A 23,700-nucleotide genomic window follows, 5' to 3' on the forward strand; every position below is an offset into this window, starting at 1 on the left:
AACGAATTATTTATTAGTGTTTGTTTGTGGAATTTGCAGTTCTTGGCCTACTTTAATCAAGTTGTTGGTTTTAAGCAGTTCTTCAACAGTTACACCGTATTTTTCAGCAATGGAAGTCAGCGTATCGCCATCTTGAACACTTACTGTGATTGTATTTACAGTAGCCGGTGTTACAGTTGTAGTAGCTGGTGTTGTAGTTGTTGTTTGATTATTGTTCTCGGTAGCTGGTTGAGCCGGTGTTGTAGTCGTAGCATTTTCTGTTCCAAAGAGTCTGGCTTCCAGTGCTTTCTGTGCCGCTTCTTGTTGTTCAATAATCAGTTGTAGTTCTGTCTGATCCTTATTGTAATCCGAGTTAGACTTTGCGGATACTTGACCTGTAGCAAGTGGACTCAACAGAGATACTGCACCTAAACTAACTGCCAACATGCTAGTTACTGCTACTTTTTTCATTACGTTTTTCATGATTTTTTTCTCTCCTCTTTTTTAAGCCAAATTTTAATTAACTGCTTTACTACTGAGCGAGACACTCCCAATGTCCGCTCTGTTGTCGTTAGCTAATCATTTATTACCAAACCATGTTAGCTATCAACAGATAGAAATTGTACTCCTATTTTCCAAATAAATCAACCTCTAAATTGAAATATTCTGTTTTCATCCCTCACTTCCTTACTTTTTGTGTGTGTCTATATTTTTATTATATACCTCTCTCTATCTCGTTGTCAAATCTTGCTTATTATGCGGTTTAAAAGGCTTTCCCGCTCTAGCATTTGAGCCTTTCTCGGAACAGTATGAACTTTTTTCCCTGGCTCCAAACCAAAACTCTCGTAAAGGGGGACTGAAATTCAGGCTTATGACCTTGCCAAAGTCAGGCAAAAAATGGTCATATGTATACCCTCTTCGGATGCCTTTTCCCCTAAAACACGCGCACACGCTTGTAAAGTGCTTCCAGTTGTATAAATATCGTCCACCAGCAAAACAGTAACATTTTTATGATTCTCCATTTTGCGTTGAAACTCAGCATTAAAAACAAAATGCTTAATTAACTCCATCATACCTGGCACAACAGAGAACGCATTATACATCGTATCTGTGCGTTCTTTTTTTGTTTTGAAGCTTTGCTTCCCAGTATCTTGCGGACGAGCAAGTAAAGGTAAAAAGGGTAGCTTATTCCGCTTGGCAAGCTCCTCTGCCAAAATTTGAGCCTGATTGAAGCCTCGCTCTGTCAGTCGTGTCTCGCTTACTGGAACACATGTCACCAAATTCACGTTCCGCAAAGACTGATTGAAACGAAAACATTCCTTACCAGTAAACTCATGCCTCATAGCCTGATAAGCCCGATGCATCATCTCGCCGAGCGGAGGACCGTACTTTTCATTTCCGCGATACTTAAACTGCCCAATCCATTCTCTCATGATAGGCGTATAGCTAGTCGCACTCCGATTACACACATAGTAGCGTACTGTACGGTCAGACCTTACACAATCAGGACAAAATGTCGAGCGTCCACAATGAACACATCGAATGTTGTGAATCCAGGGAATTTGAGACGAACAAGAAGTACACATCCCGGGAAACTTGGAAAAACTCCCAGCGTGGATTCCACAAGCGATACATGTTTCCGACTGACGCTGAAGTAACCAATTCAAAAAAAGTTGAGTTCTGCGCATCATTTTCATACAAAATGCACCTCTCTTGGTAGTTTACGTGTCAACATTGCATCAGGTTTCACATTTCCAAAAAAACTTTTTTTTATTTTGCGCATTTAATGTTTTACCTCCAGTAGATAGCCCTTTTTTCGCGCTAGTGTATTCATGCGCTTAATTTGTCTAATCGCCCTCTTTTGGCCGCGAGTCCATTGGGGAGATGTGAAAACGACGCTTCCATGCGGGTCATCCTTCGACCTTCCTGCTCGACCAGCCATTTGTACCAGAGAAGCTTCATCAAAAAGACTGCTATCCGCATCCAGTACATACACATCACTCCGTGGAACCGTCACACCGCGCTCCAAAATAGTGGTTGTGACTAGTACACGTATTTCAGTTGCCCGAAAGGAACGTACCTTAGCGCTTCGTTCTTCATCCTGGGATGAGGTGCCCGCAATGGGGATATGAGGCAGGCGTTTGATCAACAATTCTACTAGAGATTGAATATGTGAGATTCGTGTTACAAACAGGAAGACCTGAGCGCCGCGATGTATGGATGCGGACAAGCGTTGAATCAGAGACGCAGGAAGTCGCCCTTTTTGCAGCCACTGCTTCACCGGAGTAGTCTCCAAACGGAATGGGACAGGCAGTGGATGGCGATGAAAACGAACGGGAACCTTGGCGTGCGGTAATAGGCCGCGTGCAGCCTCTTTTTGCAATAGTATCGGTGGAGTAGCAGACAAATAAATGAATTTGCCCTCCGGCTTACATACAGCCTGTGCGGCAAAGGCGAGCATAGGATCATTGTGATAAGGAAACGCGTCAATCTCATCAATGACAACCAGATCAAAGGCCTCACGATAACGCAGAAGCTGATGAGTTGTCGCAAGTGTCAGCTGTCCCCTTTGCCAGCGTTCATCACTGCCTCCATAGAGCGTCACCATGCTTACATGGGGAAAGGCGATTGCCAAACGGGGCGCCAATTCCAGTACCACATCCCGACGCGGTGTCGCTACAAGCGCCGTTCCTCCAAGCTCCAGCACATGTTGCAGGAGTGGAAACATCATTTCCGTCTTGCCAGCACCAGTCACGGCCCAGAGTAAAAACCGCTCTGCCACGACATCGGCCTTACCAACGACGCCAGGCATATGCCATACGCCTTCGCCAGTTGTTGGCGAAGAATGCCTGCTGCTGCTGTCGTTGGCAAGAACATTGCCCTGCGGCGCAGCAGGGCTTGGCCCCCGGCGCGTAGCCATGCCACGCCGCAGCAGAGCGCCCGCCCGGAGCCAGAGGCTTTGCGGGCGGGCTGGCCCCCGCACCCCACCGGGCGGTGCGGCCAAAAAGTGCAGCGCCGCTTCGGCGGCGGCGCGTTGCGCAGGGCTCAGCCCCCAGCGGTCAAGCTCCGCGGCCGGGGCTGTGTCCGCCGTGCGCGGCACGGCGGGTTTCGCTGCACCGCGCAGCAGCAGCGAGCACTCACGGCTGCGCCCCAGCGCGAGACACGTCTCGCAGTAGGCGCACGCCTTGCGTCCGCACGATGCACAGCCCGTGCGGTACATCGCCCCGCGGCCGCAACGATTACAGCGGAGATCACGCGCGGCGGACCGGTGCGTGTATGGTGCAAGGCCAGCAGCAAAGCTAAGCCTGCCTTGCAGGTAAGCGAGCTGCGCAGCTGAGCGCCAAACATGCTCCAAACCTGGTGCCGCCTCAGCCAGGAGCGCTTCAGCTTCCGAAACGAGCAACTGGCGTCCTGACAGCAAATCAGCCAGCACATCCGCTTGTCGTGCCACACGCTCCATATCCAGTTTTTCAATTTCACCGTTGGAATGCCTTGTCTGCCTGAGGTACGATACTCCTGCTATTCTCCGTTCCTCACTCACTCCCCCATACATCACGCTGCTTGGATGAAACGGTTGCCCCTCCCGCCTATATTCACTTTCTAAATCAGGAATCCAGCCCTCCGCTCCATCCCAAATGCATATAGCATTGATCCCTCCGGTTAAATGTTGCTCTATGCCACCAGACTCTGAATTCAGTTCGTCCTTTAGCTGTGCGAGAACGTATTGCCACCATTGCTCCCTTGTCCATCGCTTCATATCCGTTGATCCCCTGAACACTTCACACAGCTTTACACCCCAAGGCAGCGGAAGCTCTCGCCCCAGCTCCACCCATTTTTCGACAGCATTCCCCTGTCCCTTGTTCCCTTTAAACCACCATGTCATATCTACTCGAATATCCACGGAAAAGCGGATATCCCATTTCCCCCTATAATTGACCACATATACCGCAATTCTCATTTGGCCCCCTCCCATTCCTAAAATGTTTGTTTTTCCTCCTACCCATACAACAAAAAAAGCACACTTCCATGGCTCATAGCCTGAAGTGTACTTCACATCATTCGGATTTCAGCGAAATCCCTTTTATCTTGCATATGCAGTTCCTTATAAACATTTATATCCGGTTTCGACCGCAATGTCCACCATACTTTGTCATTAACGAACAAGTGGAGCATCCACCCACGGGTTGACTGTTCTGAGGTCAATAACAATCTGCTTTTCACCACCTGGCCTCGGTAAAACCGGGTTTCCCGGTGAAAAACGATATGAAATGACCGAAACATCCATATGGCTGTAACCTATCATCCGTGTAAGGATTGGCAGCGTATCGTCCACAGATTCATCATCCAGTACCGTCACATGCAGCGGCTTACGACGTAACCAGGCAAGTATGCTCAATGAACGCATCACCCACTCCACACGTTCTCCGTCATTAGAAGTAATGACAATATAACGGGCCGGCCGCTGATCCGTAGATAACGCACGCACTTCATCGCCATTGCGATAGCCCTGAACAGCCTGTCGTATATACATAAGATGCACGACTGCGGCTCCCAGACCATATATAAGCAATATCCAAACCAAATGAGCCATCACGAAGGTTCCACCTCCTCCTATAGCGACAATATATGCCGTATAGCAGGAAGAGGTGTCACGGTTATGTACTGGGGTTCAAAGACTGCACCTTACAGCGTAACCCATCCGTATTTAATGGAGTTAATAACCGCTTGTGTCCGGTCATCAACCTCCATTTTTTGCAAAATACTGCTGACATGGTTTTTGACCGTTTTTTCACTAATGAATAAATATTCACCGATCATCTTGTTGCTCTTGCCTTCTGCCATTAAGCGCAGCACTTCAGCCTCACGACGGGTCAGCGGGTTATTTTCACCTGCAACGAACTTCACGCCAGCTTCCTTGGTATGACCTTCAGCCATAGCCCCGGTTTCATTCAGGTACGTCATCCGACGGAGCTGCTGAATGAGTTTACCCGTTACCTTCGGATGAATAAACGCATACCCTTCATGTACAGAGCGAATCGCGTTAATGAGGGACTCGGCTTCCATATCTTTTAACAGGTAACCATTAGCTCCCTTGCGCAACGTCTCGAATACATAGCTTTCATCATCATGAATAGACAGAATGATCACTTTGACATCTGGGAACATCTCACGCAGTTTTTCCGTTGCCTCCACACCGTTTTCAATAGGCATATTAATGTCCATCAGAACGATATCCGGCTTCTCTACATTACAGAACTCCAATACCTGAATACCATCGCCACATTCTCCGATGACCTCAATGTCGTCCTCCATATTCAAAATACGTTTAAGCCCTTCACGGAACAACTGATGATCGTCCGCCAAGAGTACTTTAATGGGTGCATTACTATTTTCCTGATTTTCCATGTTGTTACTCCTTTCCCTTTTCCACGTTGGTTGGGATATGAATCACTATCTTGGTGCCTTGATTCTCAGCTGATTCGATCTCCATTCTCCCCTCGAGCAGTTCAACCCTTTCCCGCATACCAATCAGACCAAAATGCCCATGATCTTTGCTTTTCTGCTGAAAAAGCTCTGGCTTAAAGCCCAGACCGTTATCCTGCACCACGATTTTTACAAGCTGCGCCTGATAAGTAATCTCAACAAGCACATAGGTAGGATAAGCATGCTTGGCAGCGTTGGTCAAAGCTTCTTGGATCAGACGGTAAATGGCTGCTTCCATCGCGGAAGAGAGACGGTGTTCCTTGCCCCTTGTTTCAAAAAGCGATCTAATCTTCGTTTTCTCTTCAAAATCCTGCACATATTTCCGGAGCGTCGGAATAAGTCCCAAGTCATCCAAGGCCATAGGACGCAGATTGAAAATAACCTTTCGCATTTCCTCAAGACTGGAGCGAACCTGTTTCTTCAAGTCTACTATTTCGTCCTGAACCATCTTAAATTCCTGCTTGGCGATCATTCTTTCCACAATTTCCGTCCTAAGTACTAGATGCGCAAGAAGCTGTGCAGGTCCATCGTGAATTTCACGGGATATCCGCTTGCGCTCCTCCTCCTGGGCTAAAATAATTTTCAGACCAATAAACTGCCGATTTTTGGCCGATTCGATGATCCGCGTTACTTGTCCCAACTCACCCGACAAGTATTCCAGCACGACTCCCATCTGCGAACCGATGGTTTCGGCCCGCTCGACAGAGGCATCCACACTTTTAGCCCGCTTTTGAAGATCATCTCTTCTGGCCTTGAGATACATTTCCTTCTCGCGAAAAATCATCACGTCGAGCTGAAGCTGTGTTGCTTTCTCGTAAGCCTGCTTGATATCCTCTTCCGAATAGCGGACAAAGTCACGGCTGACCTCAGTCAGCCGAATACGGGACCGCCGATAGTTCATTTCCAGCTGGTCCACCTTTTCAATCGTTTCCGCCGTTTCCTTCAGGACGCTCTGGAGTTCCTGATTTAATGTGATCAGTTCGGTCCGGGCCGTGTCCAAAATTTCGAACATCTGATATTTACTGTTCTCCATCACCTGAATGGCATTCTTAATGACTCGGTCTATGATATCGGCTTGAAAGTCCACAAATGTTCTACTCCAATCCTAGCAATTCAAGTATATATCATACCATATCATGACTGGAGGGTGATGGTCTTCGTTTCTTGTTCCCATTTTACAGTCATTCCTAACTGCTCTGACACGAGTCTTAATGGGACTAAAGTCCTGCCACCTAACACAATGGGCGCTACATCCGTGCTCTGACGCTTGCCGTTCAGGACGACTTCTTTTTTACCCACCGTCAAATCCATCAGCACACCGCCACGCATAATCGTAATCCGCTGATCGCCTGCGTTCCACTTGGCTTGCCCGCCAAAAGCGTCCAGCACGTACTTGATCGGTACATACGTTGAACCGTTGCGGGTCATCGGAGCCGCATCCATTGTTGTTGGCGTCCCGTTCACGGTCATTGACTTTTGTCCGATTGCCATTTGAGCCGTTCCTTTTTTGAGTCCTTCGGTTCCGACCGTTCCCGGTGTATTAAAAGAAATATTATCAAAAACAATATTACCTGTTTTAGCACGCTCATCCTGACCTTCAGCCACATTGACTACATACAGGCGCTTGAGCTTTGCCGGATATGAGATATTCAAACCGCTCATGTCTGCGTTAATGGTTTTCCAGCCGTTCCAGTCGATCACTTTGGCCAGGTCTATATATGCCGTTTTGCCTTGGGCATCTTCCAGCTCCGCACGCAACCAGTTCAGGCTCTTATCTCCTCTAACATCAATCGAGATGGATGTAGCCGCTTGTTCAAGCGTCTTGCCAGTTGTACCGTTCAGTTGGGCGTAAGCATACATTTTACCACTGCCGTTCGTCATGTCGTAATTCAGCTCAAGCACTTTGGAATTGGCATGGTCGCCATCTCCTTGTACAACAGCCGCTGTGCCAGTAACGCCTTCCACATTCGAAGTAAAATCAACCGGATACGAAACATTTTCGAAGTTCTCCCAGTTGTTTGTGCTCGCCCCGCCAGCAGACAGGAAGACAACCGCGCTGAAACCATCGTAGCGACCGATGGCATAGCCTGTTTTCACACCCGCATCCACCCTATTTACCGTAAGTTGATTGTCCTTAACACTTCCCTTAAAGCCGATGAACTCCCATTTGAGCGCATCTGATGAAATGCTGACGCTCTGGCCGTCTTTCGTCTTTGCAGTTACCGGAACCGCGATTTTAGCTCCTTCGGTAAGCGATCCTGTCCCACTGCCTGCTGTAAGTGATGCAATTTCATCTGCTCCCAGCACAGTAACCTTGGTTGTAGCACTGGCTGAGCCACTGGTCGCCGTCAACGTAGCTGTCCCTGGTTTGGCTCCCTTCACAACCCCGCCACTCACCGACACGACAGACGGGTTGCTCGATTTCCACGTCACTTGTACATTCGAGGTATCGAACGGATTGTAGTAGGTGTCATAGCCTTTAAAAGAATAGCTTCCGGTCTGACCAATAAGCAGCGTTTTATTGCCTTTAATCGTGAAGCCTTTGAGCGTCCCTTTAGGCGCACTGGTGTACACACCCACACCGTTTACGACGCTCCGTTGCTCCGTACCGTATTCCGTATCGAACGTAAGTCCTGCTGTCGTATCTCCCAAATCACGGGTTACCATCGTGGTGGAGCCGCCCCCATCCAGGTTCATACCCTTCCAGACACCAATATCTTTCATCAGCGTTTGCAGCTCACTCAGGGATACACCCACGCTGTTCCCGTTCTTCTCAACGGCAATGACGTAAGCGTAACGCTTGTCACGGGAATATCCCAAAGCCGACCGCGCCCGCGTCCCGCCTATGCTCGTTGTACTGCGGGAAAACGAAGTTTTCTGACCGTCATTCACCAATATGGTGTGTCCCCCAATCATCATCTGGAGATTGGAAGGCTCCACCTCACTCCCTGTCGATCTGACACGAAGATGATAGCTGGTTTCTACCGTTTCTCCCACTGTCAGATGGGCTTTGACATAATCGGCCGCTTTGCCGTGAGTACGTAAAATATAGCCGTCCTGTGGCACAGACATATTCAACGTAGCATTGTTGGAAATTTGCGTAACCACACCATTTTGAACCAACACCTCGGTAGGCGTTGTTGAGCTGTTTTTCGGCCGCTCAATTGCTTTCCAAGCAGATGTATAAATATACATTGCATTGGAATGACTGTAGCTGCTTCCACTCGTTTCAGGAGAATACGAAGCCTTATTCATCCCCGTTAAAGGGAAAGTTGATCCATCCCCGGCTTTTACGGTTCCTTCAAAGGTAAACTGCTCCACCATTGGGGAACCGTCCTTAGTTACTGCAAAAGCATACATCCCCGTTAAATCGGACGGAGTAGACATCAATACCCCCTTCGATACTTGTCCACCAATCGGGGCCCCCTCGCTGGAGGTATTGAAATAATCTCCGTTCACACCAGCGACTGCTCCAGTCTCTTTTGCCATACCACCTGTGCTTTGACGGGTTGTGAACTGTCCATTCTTCCCAGTCATCACATCCAGCTTGACATATGGATTTTGCAAGTCTACCCGGACGATATCAGCTAACGCTGTTCCTTTGGAGCCTTTAAAACGATATTTCATCAATGTGGCACCAGAAGTAATTATTTCTTCCCCCAGCTTTACAGTTGAACCGGAAGCTGCACTCGCAATCGGCGCAGATATCCAGCCGTTTAACGGAATTAGGGCGCCTGTTCCGGCTACGGGTCCAACCCACAATACTCCTGCTAGTGTCAAAATAGCCCATCTTTTAGCAATCCCGCTGCCATCTACCTTCTCATTGCCTTGTTTCCTATTACCTAAAACCATATGGATGATAGCTCTCCCATCTTCATTGTATTCAAACTTACTTTTCCGATCATGCACTCTATACTCTATCAAATAAACAAAAAAAGCCTCTTATGTTAATAGACTTATTATAAAGGCAAAAGTTACGAAAATCCCGTTAACTTTTCATAAAATACAAACTATAAATTGACGAATGCATAATCAGCACACTATAATACACATGAACTCATTGGTTCAAATAATACCAATCGGTTCAATCCTAATTTTGCAACCTATCGTGGAGGTTTGAAATCATGAATAAACAACGGGCACTCATCGTACTTACTTTATCCCTGAGCATTGTCATCGCTGGATGTTCCAGCGCGGAGAAAGATGCTACTCTAGGCTCAGCTGCACAGCCAACCGTTGTGCGTACTGCAGTTGTCAAATCCTCTCCGCTCCATACTGCCTATAACTTGTCAGGCACGCTTCAGGCTTATGAGGAAAACACACTGGCTTTTCAAAATGGAGGCACCGTAGCCAGTGCATATCTCGCTATCGGCACTGCTGTACAGAAGGGCACCGTGATTGCTAGTTTAGATGATGCTGACTACAAGCTCCAGGTGGCACAGGCGACAGCCTCCATCCTGGAGGCTCAGGCTGGGATAGATAACGCACAGGCTAATCTACAGGCTGCTACCTCTGCGATTCAATCCGCCAATGCCGGTATTACAGGAGCTAGCGCGAATGTTAACAAGGTCAATAAAGGTGCACGTGCTCAAGAGAAGCAGCAAGCGCAAGCCACTGTAGATAAGGCGCAAAGCGCTTATAACAAGGCCAAGACGGATAGCGAGCGTACACAGAAGCTGTTTGAGGCAGGCGCTGCTTCCGCGTCGGATAACGAGAATGCCCGCCTGAATGCTACGGCAGCTCAGAAAGATCTGGAGCAAGCCAAGGAATCCCTGTCCCTTTTGCTGGAAGGGGCTACAGTCGAAGATCATCAATCCGCCCAGGCTTCCTTTCAAGATGCGCTTGCAGGTAAAAGTAAAGCTCTCGCTGCCAGTGAACAAGCTGCGGCTTCCAAAAAGCAAGCCCATGCCAACTATGAAAAAGCACTTGTCGCCAAAGGACAGGCAGAACTTGCGCTTTCACGCACTCGTCTAATTTCTCCTGTGAACGGCGTTATTTTAGGCAAGAGTGTGAATACAGGTGACTTGGTCGCTTCAGGCCAGGCCGTCTATCGCATAGGCTCCATTGATCGTCTCAAGGCACTGCTTCCGGTACCGGACAGTGAGATCAGAGATTGGAAAAAGGGGCAAGCTGTGAATGTGGTGCTATATGAAGAAAGCCGCCAAGGTACGGTTTCCAACATCTATCCTTCAACCAGTACCAATACGGGAATCGTTAACGTAGAGATCGTTATAAACAATCCACAGCGAGACTGGTTACCTGGTCAGATTATTAAAGCTGCTCGACAGGTGACAGACAAGAACGGCATTCTCGTTCCCGTTGAAGCAGTCATTAACACGGGAAGCGAGCCTTTTATTTTCAAAGATATTAAAGGAAAAGCTGTTAAAACACCCGTAGAGCTTGGCGATCAGGTTGTAGAAAATCAATTGCAAATCGTATCCGGTCTTCGTGAAGGCGAACGCATTGTCATTAAAGGGGCAGAAAATCTGTTTGATGGAAATCCGGTTAAAGCGGAAGAAGGCGGCCGCCCATGATTGAATATTTCGTAAAAAAGCGAAAAATTACGCTACTGTTTTTTGTTATGCTTGTTTTAGTCGGAGCTTTTGGATTTTTCCAATTACCGAAGCAGGAAATGCCAGATGTCACCATACAGAATGCTATGGTAACAACAGTCTATCCCGGTGCTACACCACAAAAAGTAGAACAAACTGTAACCAAAGAACTGGAGAAGCGCATTAAGGAAGTTGAAGGTGTAAAAACGATTAGTTCGACTTCTGGCAACGGATTCTCCTCTATTTTAATTGAATCCAAAAATGGAGTTGATCCTCAAACGGTTTGGGATAATATGCGAAAAAAAGTACAGGATGCACAAGCTGATCTTCCCCAAGGTGCTGAAACACCTGTTGTGAATGATAAGCTGACCAGCTCGTTTATCGGCTCCTATGCCCTGGTCGCTGACTCTCCTGCACCGCTGTATAAACTAAATGATTTGGTCACAACGTGGACGGATCAGCTCAATACCTTATCAGGTGTATCAAGTGTCAAGTTCAATGGCCTTCCTGACCAGGAAGTACGCGTCCAAATCGACAATCAAAAGCTTCAGCAGTACCATCTGTCGTGGGGGCAGGTCGCACAAGCGGTCCAGTCACAAATGGATCGGGTTCCTACCGGTGATATTGAATACAACGGGCGCACCTATCAACTCATTGTCCGGGAAACCCAAAAAGCTGAAGAATTAAATCAGGCCATCCTGACACGTACAGAGGAAGGAGCTCCTGTGTATTTGCGAGATGTCGCTACAACGGAGCTGGCACATCCCCAAGCAGAATACTTTGCCTATGTTGAGGGTAAACCAGCCATTACGCTAAGCATTGGAGCAGAAAAGGGCACAGACGTCCCGCCTATGAGCGAAAAAGTCGATGTCAAGCTCAAAGAGCTGGAAAAAACACTTCCCGAAGGTGTTCGCCTTGAAACTCTTTTTGCACAAAAGGATCAGGTAGATCATATCTTCGAGGACTTAAAACGTGAAACGATTCTTGCGATTGTGGCTGTTATTCTCGTTTGTATGTTGGGCTTGAATTTGCTTACCTCTGCTTTTGTCGCACTGGCGATTCCGATTTCGGTTGCGATTGCTATTATCTTTTTGCCTATGCTCGGTATTACACTCAATCAAATTTCCGTTGTCGGTCTGATCATTGTACTTGGCATACTCGTCGATGACGCCGTAGTGGTCAATGATAATATTGAGCGGAGACTTACGGAATTAGGAGAATCGCCCACAGATGCAGCTGTAAAAGGTACCAAAGAGGTGATGCTTTCTATTTTGATTGCCACACTGGCTACCATTTCAGCCTTTGCCCCATTGTTATTTCTACCCGGAAATGTAGGTGCGTTCATCAAGCCTATTCCCGTCATTGTTTCTCTGACCATGCTTGCCTCCATGATTATGTCACTTACCATCATCCCTATTTTCCGAGAATGGTATGAGAAACGCAGGCAGATTCGTCAACCCAAGGGTAAAACTAAACCTGCAGGCTTGTTGGGCCAACAGATTCAGTCTTTAAACAAGCTGTATTCACAAAAGCTGATGCCCAAAGTCATTAAGCGTCCCTTGCTGACTGCAATGGCAGGACTCATGCTCGGAACAGCCGCTTATGGATTGGTTCCTTTTACCTCAGTTGAACTCTTTCCTGAATCGGAGGACCCTCATGTCGCATTAAATATAAAGATGCCTATAGGCACCTCCGTGATAGAAACAGACCAAATCGTCAAAGACATTGCAGGCTGGATAAAGAAGCAACCCGAAACCTCCAAGGTCGTCTACAGTGCCGGAGGAACTGCACCGCAATTATATAGTGACATTAGTAGTTCGGGTGGAGATATTAGATATGATGAGACTGTAGGACAAGTTGCTGTTGTCGGTAAAAAAGATATCTTTGATCTCGATACGACAGTTGATGCTTGGGAACAGCATGTTAAAAAGTCCTACCCTGGAACTACAGTTACGACGTATGTTCCACGTCTGGGAGTCCCGGTGGGTAAGCCCGTCGCTATTCGGATTTCAGGTCAGAACCTGAATAAGCTGCAAAGCCTTGCCCAAAAAGTAAAAGAGCAGATCGCCACAGTAGAGGGTACAACCGGCATCATGGATGATATAGGAATTGAAAGATATGCACTGGATTTGCAGGTCAACAAGCAAGCCATGGATCAATACCTGGTAAGCTACACAGATCTGACTCGTACCCTGCTTCTGTTAAAAGAGGGGGCTAAAGTTAGCCAATTTGATACAGGAAACGATCTGGTGGATATTAAATTGTATTTGAATCATAGCAATGAGGAGCCGAGCGCACTTTTCCAACAATTAAGCGTAGTCAATTCAGCCGGTGTGCAGATTCCGTTAAACCAGCTCGTACAGATAAAGCCATCGTTTGCTATTCAGCAAATCAAACATTACAATATGGAGCGGACGATTACGGTAGAAGCCGACTTGAACGGGCGAACTGCAAGTGAAGCGATGGCGGATGTAGAAAGTAAACTGGCACAAATGAAGCTCCCTGAAGGCTATAAATGGGAGGTAGGCGGTGAAACCTCCGATCAGTCCACCATATTCGGGGATTTAGGGAAGCTGGCGATCGTTGTAGTCCTACTCATTTTACTCTTGATCACCATGCAGTTTTATTCGCTGTCCATCCCTATTATCATTATGACAACCGTATACCTGGCAGCAGCTGGCGGCATTATTGGTATTTTCTTAACTGGTATGCCTATCGGTTTTATGAGCATCATGGGAATTATTGCACTCGCAGGCATTGTCGTACGGAACGGAATTGTGTTAATTGAATTTATCGAAGATGCTCGGCATGAAGGAATGGAGCTAAAGGAAGCTGTAATACAAGCAACCGCTGCCCGCTTTAGACCCATTTTATTGACTTCTCTGGCTGCAATTGTAGGTATGATTCCGTTAGCCCTATTGGGAAGCCTGCTCTTTAAACCACTGGCGTTTACCGTCATTTTCGGATTGTTGTTCTCGACGTTGTTAACCCTGTTTGTAGTACCGTCATTGTATATGATCATGGCCAAGTACAAAATACGCCGTCAACTCAAAAAACAGCAGCACACGGTTATCACACACGATCAACCTTTGTAGTTGCATGCAATGAAGTACACACTGTCGGATTGAACCCTAGGGGGAAGTATGTATGGAAAGCAAAAAAAATGATATTTTACAGGCAGCCATTCGGCTGTTCTCCAGAAAAGGCTACTCTTCAACATCTGTTGAAGAGATCGCCAAAGAAAGCGGAATGGCGAAGGCATCCTTTTATAAATATTTTCAAGGAAAAGAAGAGCTTCCTTTGGAAATGTGTATCATTCTGGAGAATAACATTGAACAAGACATCCGGGCACTTTACAGCAAGCCTGACCTTACTAATCATGATAAACTGCACAGGTTTATTGTAATCTATTTAAAAAATATTGTTGAAAATAAGGTGTATCTTATGATAGATATGCCTGAACCATCCATGCTTATTTTTCAAAATGAGCAACTCAATGGCGCCTTCGAACAACATGAATACAAGCTGTACAAATGGGTACGCGATTGCTTGATTGACGTTTTTGGACCGGAGATTGAAGATCACGCATGGGATATGACCTTTGTGCTTAAGAGTATTGTATTTGAATACATTCGCTTCTTTGCAGATCGGATGAATGATGAAACGGTTGAGCAGCTTGCGCAATTCATCATTTTCTTATCCCGTTCCTTGGTAGCTAATCTGAATAACGCTGATTCCATCCCTCATTTGTTCCGGAGCAAGCAGGGCTGGTTACCTGAAAGTACTCTAAGCAATCCCTTTGACCAAGGTCGCCAGATTAACGGCCTTCTCCACTCTCTGGAAGACAGTATACTGCTATCTTCATGGAGTTCAAAGGAAGAAAAGCAGGAGTATCAGCAAATTGCAGCTCTATTAAAGGAAGAAGCTTTGAAACCGAATCCCCAAATAGGTCTTTTAAAAGCTCTATTCTCATATTTGGAGCAGCGTAAGGAGCTAAAAAAAGTTTGTCAGTTGCTCCAAAAGCTGTTGAATCTTACACCTCTAACGGATTAAGCGTTTAGAAATTCATCACAGTAATTCACAACTTAGCTTGTAAAATACATCAAAAAAGACTGCTCATGTAAATCATGAGACAGTCTTTTTTGGTGTTATTAATTATATTTGATAGCATATGAGAAATTACAGACCTGCTTGCACTCTCAGAGCGTCAGCTTTGTCTATGCTCTCCCATGGCACATCCAGATCTGTACGACCAAAGTGACCGTAAGCAGCCGTTTGCTTGTAAATTGGACGACGCAGATTTAGCATTCGAATGATACCTGTGGGGCGAAGATCAAAATTGTTGCGAATCAGTTCAACGAGCTTCTCGTCGCTGACTTTTCCAGTACCGTATGTATCGACGCTAATCGAAACTGGTGTAGCTACACCAATGGCATAAGCAAGCTGAATTTCCACTTTGTCTGCCAAACCGGCTGCAACAAGGTTTTTCGCTACATAACGGGCAGCGTAAGCTGCGGAACGGTCCACTTTGGTCGGATCCTTACCAGAGAATGCTCCCCCGCCATGACGCGCATAACCGCCATACGTATCTACAATGATTTTACGGCCTGTCAGACCTGCATCCCCTTGAGGTCCGCCAATAACAAAGCGACCTGTAGGATTAATGTAATACTTGGTTTGCTCATCCAGCAATTCCGCAGGAACAACTGGCAAAATAACCTTTTCCTTGATGTCTGCTTGAATTTGCTCCAACGTAGTATCTTCTGCATGCTGCGTAGAAACTACAATGGCATCAATACGAATTGGCTTGCCATTTTCATACTCTACCGTTACCTGGGTTTTACCATCCGGACGAAGGTATTTTAGTGTTCCATCCTTGCGCACTTCGGCCAAGCGGCGTGCAATACGGTGAGACATGGCGATAGGCAACGGCATCAGCTCAGGTGTTTCATTCGTAGCAAAACCGAACATCAACCCTTGATCGCCTGCTCCAATGTTTTCCGTTTCTTTATCTACTTCAGCAGGATCACGGCTCTCCAGAGCAGCGTTAACCCCTTGAGCGATGTCCGGTGATTGTTCATTCAAAGAAGTCAATACAGCGCAAGTATTATAATCAAAGCCATATTTCGCACGTGTATAGCCAATTTCCTTAATCGTATTGCGTACAATGGATGGAATATCCACGTATTCCGATTTGGAGCTGATTTCACCAATGACGAGAACAAGACCAGTAGCTACTGATACTTCACACGCTACCCGTGCATTAGGGTCGTTAGCCAAAAAGGCGTCCAATACGGCGTCGGAAATCTGATCACAGATTTTATCCGGATGACCTTCTGTTACAGATTCAGACGTAAACAAATGACGGCCTTTTACAGACATGAATTTCAACCTCCCACAATTAAAATACATGAGGATTTATATAAAATCCTGACATGGCAATGGCATTAGCCAGACACTCTCACGCCAACATGTGGCCGGAAAATGACTTCTATACCTGATTAACAAAAAATGAACCTTTTCCGGTAGGAAAAGGTTGCGTACAAGCCTCAAATGCCATGATATCCTATTTAAATCAAGGTGTCAATTCATATCGCCCAATTACAAAGGGCCCCACTAAGGCAAATTGGCAAGAGCTAAATTTCTGATTCACGTGAGGATAGCCTTATTTTTAAAAACGACTGCACATCAAAATCAGTAAAAATTATTGCAACTTACAGGGTACCAAATTCAGATAAGCTGCGTTCAGCAGATTGTACCAGTCGCTTGGTAATTTCACCACCTACAGAGCCATTCTGTCTTGAAGTCAAATCGCGCCACTCCACATTTGCGCTTCCTTTAAACTCACCCAACTCCGCAGCAAACTCACTGTCGGTACTCGGATGTATATGCGCATATTGGGGATTATAAACAGGAAGCCCAAACTCAGCAGCAATTTCATACTTCAAATCATGTAATCTGGCACGGCTTTCGGGAATCAATCGTCTCTGACCTCTTGATGCCATCGTACACACCTCCATCAATTGTATTTTCTTTCATGAAGTTAGTGTGCAGCGTTTGGAGTCAGCTTAGCCAAGAACAATTTGCTATCCCAAGCAGTATTTACGAAAAAGAACACTCCAACATACAATCTATTGGAGAGTATAACCTCCACGTACCATGACGACCAAGCCAAACTTCTGGCCTTCTTTTACCTGAATACCTCTTCCTTCTCTAGGAAAGGATAGTAAATGATTTTTCTCAACTGCCTGATTATGGACAATCTCTGTTCCGGATGTGATATCAATAACTCCGCTGGCATCCATACTATAAACAACAGCATACCCGTTACGTAAAATAAATTCCGCTCCAACTTTGGCAATCAGCTTTTGACCAGGCTTTACATCAACAACCTTCAATTCCTCGGTCTGTTCCACAGCTGTGGAAGTTTTGCCTGAGCTAGTAGCTCCAGATATTGTGGCGTTAGAAGTAGCGTTTGTGGTAGGGGCTGCTGAGCTAGTCGCTTTACTATTAGTGCTACTTGCCGATGCTCCACCTTTGATTGCCTGAGCGATTTTCTGGTCAACATAGCTTTTGGTTACGACTGGATCATCAGCTGTACCTGGTTGTCCAGAGCTGGAGGCTCCATTAACTGAGTTGTTCATTAAGGAGCCTGCGACTATTCCTCCTCCAAGCAAAACTGCTGCCAGCGATACTTTGTAGCGTGATTTCATAAATATCCTCCTACAGCAGGTTAATGCATCTGTAAAAAAAATTATATTAGCATTATTATTGGCTTGCTTTAAGAAGAAGCGCCTTGCAGAACCCAAGGTTTATTATAAGCCATCTTCAATGTATCAATGCTCGTAACTATATCTTCTGCTTGCTGTTCAGCCGTGGTCACTTTCATATTAGCCTCATAAACCTGAAGTTCAGTAGCTAAACCCACATCAAATTGCTTTTTAGCCATATCGGCCGCACTTCTAGCGCTCACTAAACCAGCTTGAATTTGAGAATACTGACTTTCCAAGCCTTTAATGTTGTTATAAAGAGTTCTTACAGCTTCTTCAAGAGTTCTCTTTGTACCCTCTGTAGCATACTGAGCTTTCTCAACATCAAGTTGTTGAGCTTCGTATGGCGTATTTCCTTGAGTATTAAAATTGTAGAGTCTCAAGCTCAGTTCAGCTAAATCCACTTTTTGCTCACTTAACCAAATAGCCGTACTGCTGGTAAGTACTTGGCTTACCTTAGTTTCCACATTATCTTTGAATTCAGAATAAACAGGTTTATCCTTCAATTCGTAACGTTGCTCCGGTTTATAGCCAATCGCTTGATTCAAAGATACATATGCGCTATCCAGATCTTTTTTAGCCTTGTCTAAAGCAGCTTGATTTTGAGTCAACTGGTTGGTTGCTTGAGTCACCTCATAATCGCTCGACATTTGATTATCTCTTTTAATTTGTGCAACTTTCAGCTTGCGCTCAGCATCTTCAATGTTCAAAGCAGCCAGTTTAACTGCATTTTGCTTTTGAAGAAGCTTGTTATAAAGATCCTTCACGTTGTATTGAATGCCTTCCTTAGTCATCTCTAAGTTTTTCTTTGTAGTCTCATAGTTAAGATTTGTTTGAGCATAACCTTTGAAGGCTTTATCAGAGGCTTCAACACCGGCTTCAGCAGGAACAAAGTCAATATTTTTGCCTGCTTCTTTCATGATTTTCCCAGCTTGATCAATACTGGTTTCTCCTGATTTAACTGAGGTACTATCAGCTATAGCCAGTTTAACTGCATCACCATAGGTCAAAGAATCATTATAGTAGGTATCATAAGTAACTTTAGTCACAGGAGATGTGAAAGGCTTACTGGATAAGCTGTTGGTTTGATCACCAGCAGTGCTTCCATCAGCTTGATTTGAAATAGTTACCGTCCGTGTAGTCTTATCCCAATTTACTTTGGCGCCTAATGATTGGCTCACAAAGCGCAGAGGAACGAGCACTTGACCCTTTTGAATTTGAGTAGCTGCATCGAGTTGTACAGGAGCACTATTCTTATAAGCAAGTTTAGAACCCACATTTAAAGTTAACGTATCATTATTTTTGGATGCAATTACTTTTTTAGCTTTGCTATCCCATTCTACTTGTGCTCCCAGGCTTTCAAAAACGCCGCGAAGAGGCACTAAGGTTGTACTTTGACTAATCACTGGTGACTGTGTATATTGCTGAGTTACTCCGTTAATAATAACCTTTATATCACTTGTCTGAGCCCCTGCAAGATTGGCAAATGCAGAAGAAAGAACCAATGTGGAAAGTACCGCCACTCCAAAACGTTTCATAATTTCTCTCCTTTGTCAATAAGGCTAATAAAAGAAAAGGGCTCCAAAAGGAACCCTCTTCTCATCTAATTCAGTTAACTCAAAAGAGTTGCTCTTAAATTAGTTTTTGTTTTCAACAGTAACTGTTTTTGCAGTTGCATCATAAGTGATAGATGCATCCAGCGCTCTGCTCACCCAAGCGATTGGCAGTACAGTACGGTTTTTGTTAGTCACAGCTTTAACGTCCATACGAATCACAGAACCGTTAACAGTCAACAGGTTTGTGTTCAGTTTGATTTGAGCAACAGTGCTACCTTTGATCAGGGTAACTGTGGAAGTTGCTTTGTCAAACAGGATGTTTTGTTGGGATACACCCAGAGCTTCAGCTGCATAACGTACTGGCAAGTAAGTGCGTCCGTTTTCAGCATAAGGAGCTACTTCTGCTGTTTTACTTTGACCATCTACAGTGTAAGAAGTGCTTCCCAGTGTGAAGACAGCTTTAGTACTAGTAGCACCTGGAGCTGGAGTTCCAACAGTTGCGATTGCTGTTTCAGCAGCTGCAGTGTTGTTGTCTTTCCAGTTTTGAGTGTTCTCAGATGCGCCTTTGTATGCAGTGTAAGAAACTGCGCTACCTTTCAGCTTAGCTACGATATCGCCTTGAGCTACAGTACGGTCAACAGTCAGCTTAGGAGCTGTGATTGTGATTGTACTTGGAGTAGCACTTTCGCTGTCAATGTAGAAGCTCAGACGGCCTTTGTTGCTTTCGCCGTAAGTATCAGTAGATACGCTCTTCACTTTAACATCTCCAGCAGTTACTTTCACTTCTGGAGTAGCAGCAAAACGTACGCCTACTGGCAATTCCAAGATTACTTCACGGCTACCATCTTTCTTAACGAAAGCTTCTTTAGCTGCTTCAGTAATTGTGATGTCCCCAACTTGTTGGTCGCCCAGACCGATTGTCAGGGTTGGTTTGGATGCAGCAGCCAAAGTCACTGCTTGCTTCACAGCTGCAACCTTAACAGTACCGCTCAGACCTTGGCTACCAGCAACATCAACGTTCAGGTCACCGGAGAAACCTGGTTGTGTAGCAACTTCAACGTTTTTCAGTTTCAGGCTACCAGCGTCAGTAGTGCTGTTAGCGTTGTTGAAAGTCAATTTCAAAGTACGTTTGTCAGAGTCAGTATAGGAAACCTCTGCTCCACCCAAACCGTTAGTGTTCTCCATAGAACCGGAGAAGTTGCTTCCAGGGTTGTTGCTTTCAAAGGTTGACTGCCAACGAGCACCTTCAGGCAGACGCAAAGTTACAGTACGTCCTTTTACAAAGGAATTAGCAACAGTTTCTTTAATTACGATATCACCAATTTTTTGCTCATCATGACCAGCAAGAATTGTTGTTGGAGTAGCAACGGAAACGCCACCACCGATTTGACCATAGCTACCAACTACAAGGGAGCTAACGTCAGTCGTTGCGTTACCAGAGATACTTACAGTAACATCGCCCTCTTTAGCACTGTTTTCATCATCAACATAGAATCCTACAGGCAATTGGAAAGATGTTTGAGCATCACTTACTTTTCTCAAAGACAAAGTAAGTGTATCACCATCACTAGAATACTTCACATCATCTGACTTAATTGCTTTGTCTGTATTGGAAGTAAACAAAATAGTGGCTGGATTTTTAGGAGCGGAGTCCCATTTGAAACCGCTAGGCAATTTCAATTTAATATTGCTGTTACCCAAAGAACCAGCAGTTTCTTCTTTAACTTTCAAAGTTGCAGTAAAGTTTTCTTCACTGGAAACCGTATCAGCAGCAGACAAAGATACTTGACCAGAAGAAACTACGTTTGCAATTGTTACTTCACCGCTAGTCAAACCACTTGCAGAAGCAGCGTCAATAGAAACTTTTACAGGGCCATTGCTAGGGCCAGTAACATTGATTTTACCAAAGTTCAGGTAAAGAGTAGCATCATCCAAAGAGTTATCAAAATTCAAAGTTACTCTTGCGGAATTATCAGTCAACTTTTCAACTGTCAATGGTTGGCTTGGGAAAGGGTTGTCAGTAGTAGCCTTGGACTTGTTATCCCCAGCGTCAAGATAAACACCCAAACCATAAGTAGCATCGGTAGCAGATTTAGCAATATTTACTTGATCAACCGCAGTAGCACCAGCAAAATTAAAGCCTTTAGGCATTGTAACAGTGAAAGATGCCCCAGGAGCAACGGAAGCTTGGCTAATAGAAACTTTTGCTCTACCCAATGTAATAGGAGCAGTGGATTGTCCTGAACCAATACTTGGTGTGTTCAATGAAGAATAGCTAGAAGATGCATGAACTGCAGTTGGTGCAGTCAGTGCTGCGATTGGAGCTGCAACACCAGCAACCAATGTTGCTGTTGCCAGCACGTTGATCATTTTTTTATTAAACTTTGTCATAACCTTTTTTTCTCCTCCTTGAATATAACCAGAAATATTATTTTTGTCTTTTTGTCGGATCTTGTCACTCATCAGTAGTTACACCTCCTTTCCGAGCTTTATGAGAACCCTTATAAAATGATATCTGTGACAATATCACAGAAGCTTGGAATCTAGTTGAAAGAAAGCGTCCATTTATGACGTACTCCAGTATTATACAATGTGATAACAATGTCGTAAAGAATTTTTTTAGCGAATTATGTCTTTACGCTTTTGTACCCCTTTGTTTTATACTCACCCAATTAGACGTAGCATGGGTTCGAAAAGTTGCGTCCGTTTCAAAAAAAATTTTATTTTTTTTGAATATGTATTCCGCTTTCCTACAGTCATAATTATACTATTGAACCTGTTCCTCCGTCATCCTACAACTTTTACCTGTTCAACCTTAATGTACAAGAGTTCTCTTGCGCAATTATGGTAGTCCCTTAATGAGTATATTCACTGTACGTTATCCATAGAATATAAAGGATACATAAATCCCAAGGATACGCCCAAGTTAAACACTTAAAGTAGCAGGTACTGACGGAGGGTCAACAATTTTTATAGCCTACACACCCAGAACAAAACAAATTACTTCACTATATTAACCTTAGCACCGTCAGTAAGCAGGCTTATCCCCTTAACGGCAATGGTCTGACCCTCGGTGAGCCCCTTGGTTATTTCAACCTCTTTGGCGCTTTCCTGACCTGTTTGCACTTCTACCCGTTTAGCAGTAGCACCCTCAACTACATAAGCATACTTTTTCCCAGCTTGCTCCGTAATGGCATCCTGTGATACCAGAATGTTTTGTGCAGCTTCCGATTTCATATAAACATACACAACCATACCGGATTTGAACTCGCCAGATGGATTGGGAACTGAAATTTCGACAGGATATGCCTTGAGATCATTATCCATAACCGGATTGACCGCTGTCACTTTAGCCTCTATTCGCTTACCCAATGAGTCTACCCCTAGAGTTACAGTAGAGCCTACATTTAGCTTAAGCAAATCCTCCTCAGAGACATTTACTTTGGCAAGGATCGGATTGGTATTTGCAATTGTAGTTACAGCTGACTGAGCGCTGACCATTTGTCCTGTTGTACCAGTCACAACTGAAATGGTGCCCGACATAGGCGCTCTGACTACAGCGTTGACAAGCTGACTACGCGCAGTATCCAAAGCAGCCTTGGCCTGATTAGCCGAAGCACGTGCTACATCAATACCCGTTTTCTGTTGTGCAAGCCGCAATGACTTCTGGGCATTAGTATATGTGGTCTGAGCACTTTCCTTGGATGTTTGCGCATTATGAAGTGAGAGCTGGGCGTTTTCCAATGCAGTTTGAGCTCTTCTATACGCTATTTGAGACTGTTCCAGGTCAGATTGCGAAACAGCACCAGCACTAAACAACTGCTGGTTACGATTTAGCGTATTCTGAGCATCACGCACGGAACTCTGGGCATCTACCACAGCAGTCTGCGCTTGGGTAATGGCATTGTCTTGCTGTACCAGTGAACTCTTAGCCTGATCCACAGCAGACTCTCCCTGTTGAACAGATTGCGCTGCTCCGCTTTCAGCTTGCTTCAAATTAGCAAGTGCAACCTGGTAAGATTCCTGAGACTGTGTAATCGTGTCGTGAAGGTCTTTCTGATCAATCGTAAACAAAATATCGCCCTTGTTTACCTTTTGTCCCACCGTCAAATTAATGCTCAGTATTTTTCCGCTAATTTTCGGGGCAACCTGAGCCGTGTCTTTGGGCGCAAAACTGCCTACAATACCTGATGAATCCTCAATACTGCCTTTAGCCACTTTTGCTACCTGGATCGGAATCGTTTTCTGCACCGCGGCTGGAGCGGCGGGGGCTTCCCCCCCACCGCAGCCTGCCAATGCAACTGACAAAAGCAATGTCGTGGCAATCAGAGCACTTTTTTTATTCATTATATCTCTTCA

Annotated in this window: 16 protein-coding genes; 3 read left to right on the top strand and 13 right to left on the bottom strand. The window is 45.3% G+C overall.

Annotation, left to right across the window (positions count from 1 at the left end; genetic code table 11):
* Positions 1-6: 6 nt before the first annotated feature.
* The 7 genes from ACIFO6_RS04735 to ACIFO6_RS04765 form a co-directional block, all read right to left on the bottom strand.
* On the bottom strand, positions 7-462 hold the full coding sequence (locus ACIFO6_RS04735) for a LysM peptidoglycan-binding domain-containing protein (RefSeq protein ID WP_430038596.1): 456 nt from the start codon (positions 460-462) through the stop codon (positions 7-9).
* A 386-nt stretch (positions 463-848) separates the two neighbouring features.
* Complete coding sequence (locus ACIFO6_RS04740; protein WP_430038598.1) at positions 849-1,412, bottom strand: ComF family protein; 564 nt, start codon at positions 1,410-1,412, stop codon at positions 849-851.
* 350 nt (positions 1,413-1,762) lie between these two features.
* Positions 1,763-3,937 (bottom strand): DEAD/DEAH box helicase, encoded by a 2,175-nt coding sequence (locus tag ACIFO6_RS04745; protein WP_430038600.1) that lies wholly within the window; start codon positions 3,935-3,937, stop codon positions 1,763-1,765.
* Between the two features lie 195 nt (positions 3,938-4,132).
* Entirely contained in the window at positions 4,133-4,570 is a 438-nt protein-coding gene (locus tag ACIFO6_RS04750; protein ID WP_430039050.1) for a hypothetical protein, read from the bottom strand.
* 92 nt (positions 4,571-4,662) lie between these two features.
* A complete protein-coding gene (locus tag ACIFO6_RS04755; protein WP_044648607.1) occupies positions 4,663-5,385 on the bottom strand; it encodes a response regulator in 723 nt (240 codons plus the stop codon).
* 4 nt (positions 5,386-5,389) lie between these two features.
* A complete protein-coding gene (locus ACIFO6_RS04760; protein ID WP_430038602.1) occupies positions 5,390-6,550 on the bottom strand; it encodes a sensor histidine kinase in 1,161 nt (386 codons plus the stop codon).
* Between the two features lie 47 nt (positions 6,551-6,597).
* Positions 6,598-9,315, bottom strand: a complete 2,718-nt coding sequence (locus ACIFO6_RS04765) for a stalk domain-containing protein (protein WP_430038604.1) — start codon at positions 9,313-9,315, stop codon at positions 6,598-6,600.
* A 272-nt stretch (positions 9,316-9,587) separates the two neighbouring features.
* On the opposite strand from ACIFO6_RS04765, the gene ACIFO6_RS04770 reads away from it, so the two are divergent.
* The 3 genes from ACIFO6_RS04770 to ACIFO6_RS04780 are packed head-to-tail and all read left to right on the top strand — an operon-like array spanning position 9,588 to position 15,068.
* Positions 9,588-10,997 (top strand): efflux RND transporter periplasmic adaptor subunit, encoded by a 1,410-nt coding sequence (locus ACIFO6_RS04770; protein ID WP_430038606.1) that lies wholly within the window; start codon positions 9,588-9,590, stop codon positions 10,995-10,997.
* Positions 10,994-14,110: an efflux RND transporter permease subunit gene (locus tag ACIFO6_RS04775; protein ID WP_430038608.1), complete on the top strand. Its 3,117-nt coding sequence runs from the start codon at positions 10,994-10,996 to the stop codon at positions 14,108-14,110. The genes ACIFO6_RS04770 and ACIFO6_RS04775 overlap by 4 nt, the downstream gene beginning before the upstream one ends.
* A 52-nt stretch (positions 14,111-14,162) precedes the next feature.
* Positions 14,163-15,068 carry a TetR/AcrR family transcriptional regulator gene (locus ACIFO6_RS04780; protein ID WP_430038610.1) on the top strand — a complete coding sequence of 302 codons (906 nt, stop codon included), beginning with the start codon at positions 14,163-14,165 and terminating at the stop codon, positions 15,066-15,068.
* Positions 15,069-15,194: 126 nt separating this feature from the next.
* Here the strand turns inward: ACIFO6_RS04780 and metK are convergent, their stop codons facing one another.
* From metK to ACIFO6_RS04810, 6 genes are all read right to left on the bottom strand, one after another.
* On the bottom strand, positions 15,195-16,397 hold the full coding sequence (gene metK, locus ACIFO6_RS04785) for a methionine adenosyltransferase (RefSeq protein WP_044648613.1): 1,203 nt from the start codon (positions 16,395-16,397) through the stop codon (positions 15,195-15,197).
* Positions 16,398-16,729: 332 nt separating this feature from the next.
* Entirely contained in the window at positions 16,730-17,020 is a 291-nt protein-coding gene (locus tag ACIFO6_RS04790) for a small, acid-soluble spore protein, alpha/beta type (protein ID WP_430038612.1), read from the bottom strand.
* 126 nt (positions 17,021-17,146) lie between these two features.
* Positions 17,147-17,728 carry a hypothetical protein gene (locus ACIFO6_RS04795; protein ID WP_430038614.1) on the bottom strand — a complete coding sequence of 194 codons (582 nt, stop codon included), beginning with the start codon at positions 17,726-17,728 and terminating at the stop codon, positions 17,147-17,149.
* A gap of 68 nt (positions 17,729-17,796) precedes the next feature.
* Positions 17,797-19,323, bottom strand: coding sequence for a stalk domain-containing protein (locus ACIFO6_RS04800; RefSeq protein ID WP_430038616.1), 1,527 nt, complete (start codon positions 19,321-19,323; stop codon positions 17,797-17,799).
* Positions 19,324-19,422: 99 nt separating this feature from the next.
* Entirely contained in the window at positions 19,423-21,804 is a 2,382-nt protein-coding gene (locus ACIFO6_RS04805; RefSeq protein ID WP_430038618.1) for a copper amine oxidase N-terminal domain-containing protein, read from the bottom strand.
* Positions 21,805-22,341: 537 nt separating this feature from the next.
* A complete protein-coding gene (locus tag ACIFO6_RS04810; protein ID WP_430038620.1) occupies positions 22,342-23,688 on the bottom strand; it encodes an efflux RND transporter periplasmic adaptor subunit in 1,347 nt (448 codons plus the stop codon).
* Positions 23,689-23,700: the final 12 nt, after the last annotated feature.

The sequence above is a fragment of the Paenibacillus sp. NRS-1781 genome (assembly GCF_050467745.1).
Taxonomy (GTDB): Bacteria; Bacillota; Bacilli; order Paenibacillales; family Paenibacillaceae; genus Paenibacillus; species Paenibacillus terrae_A.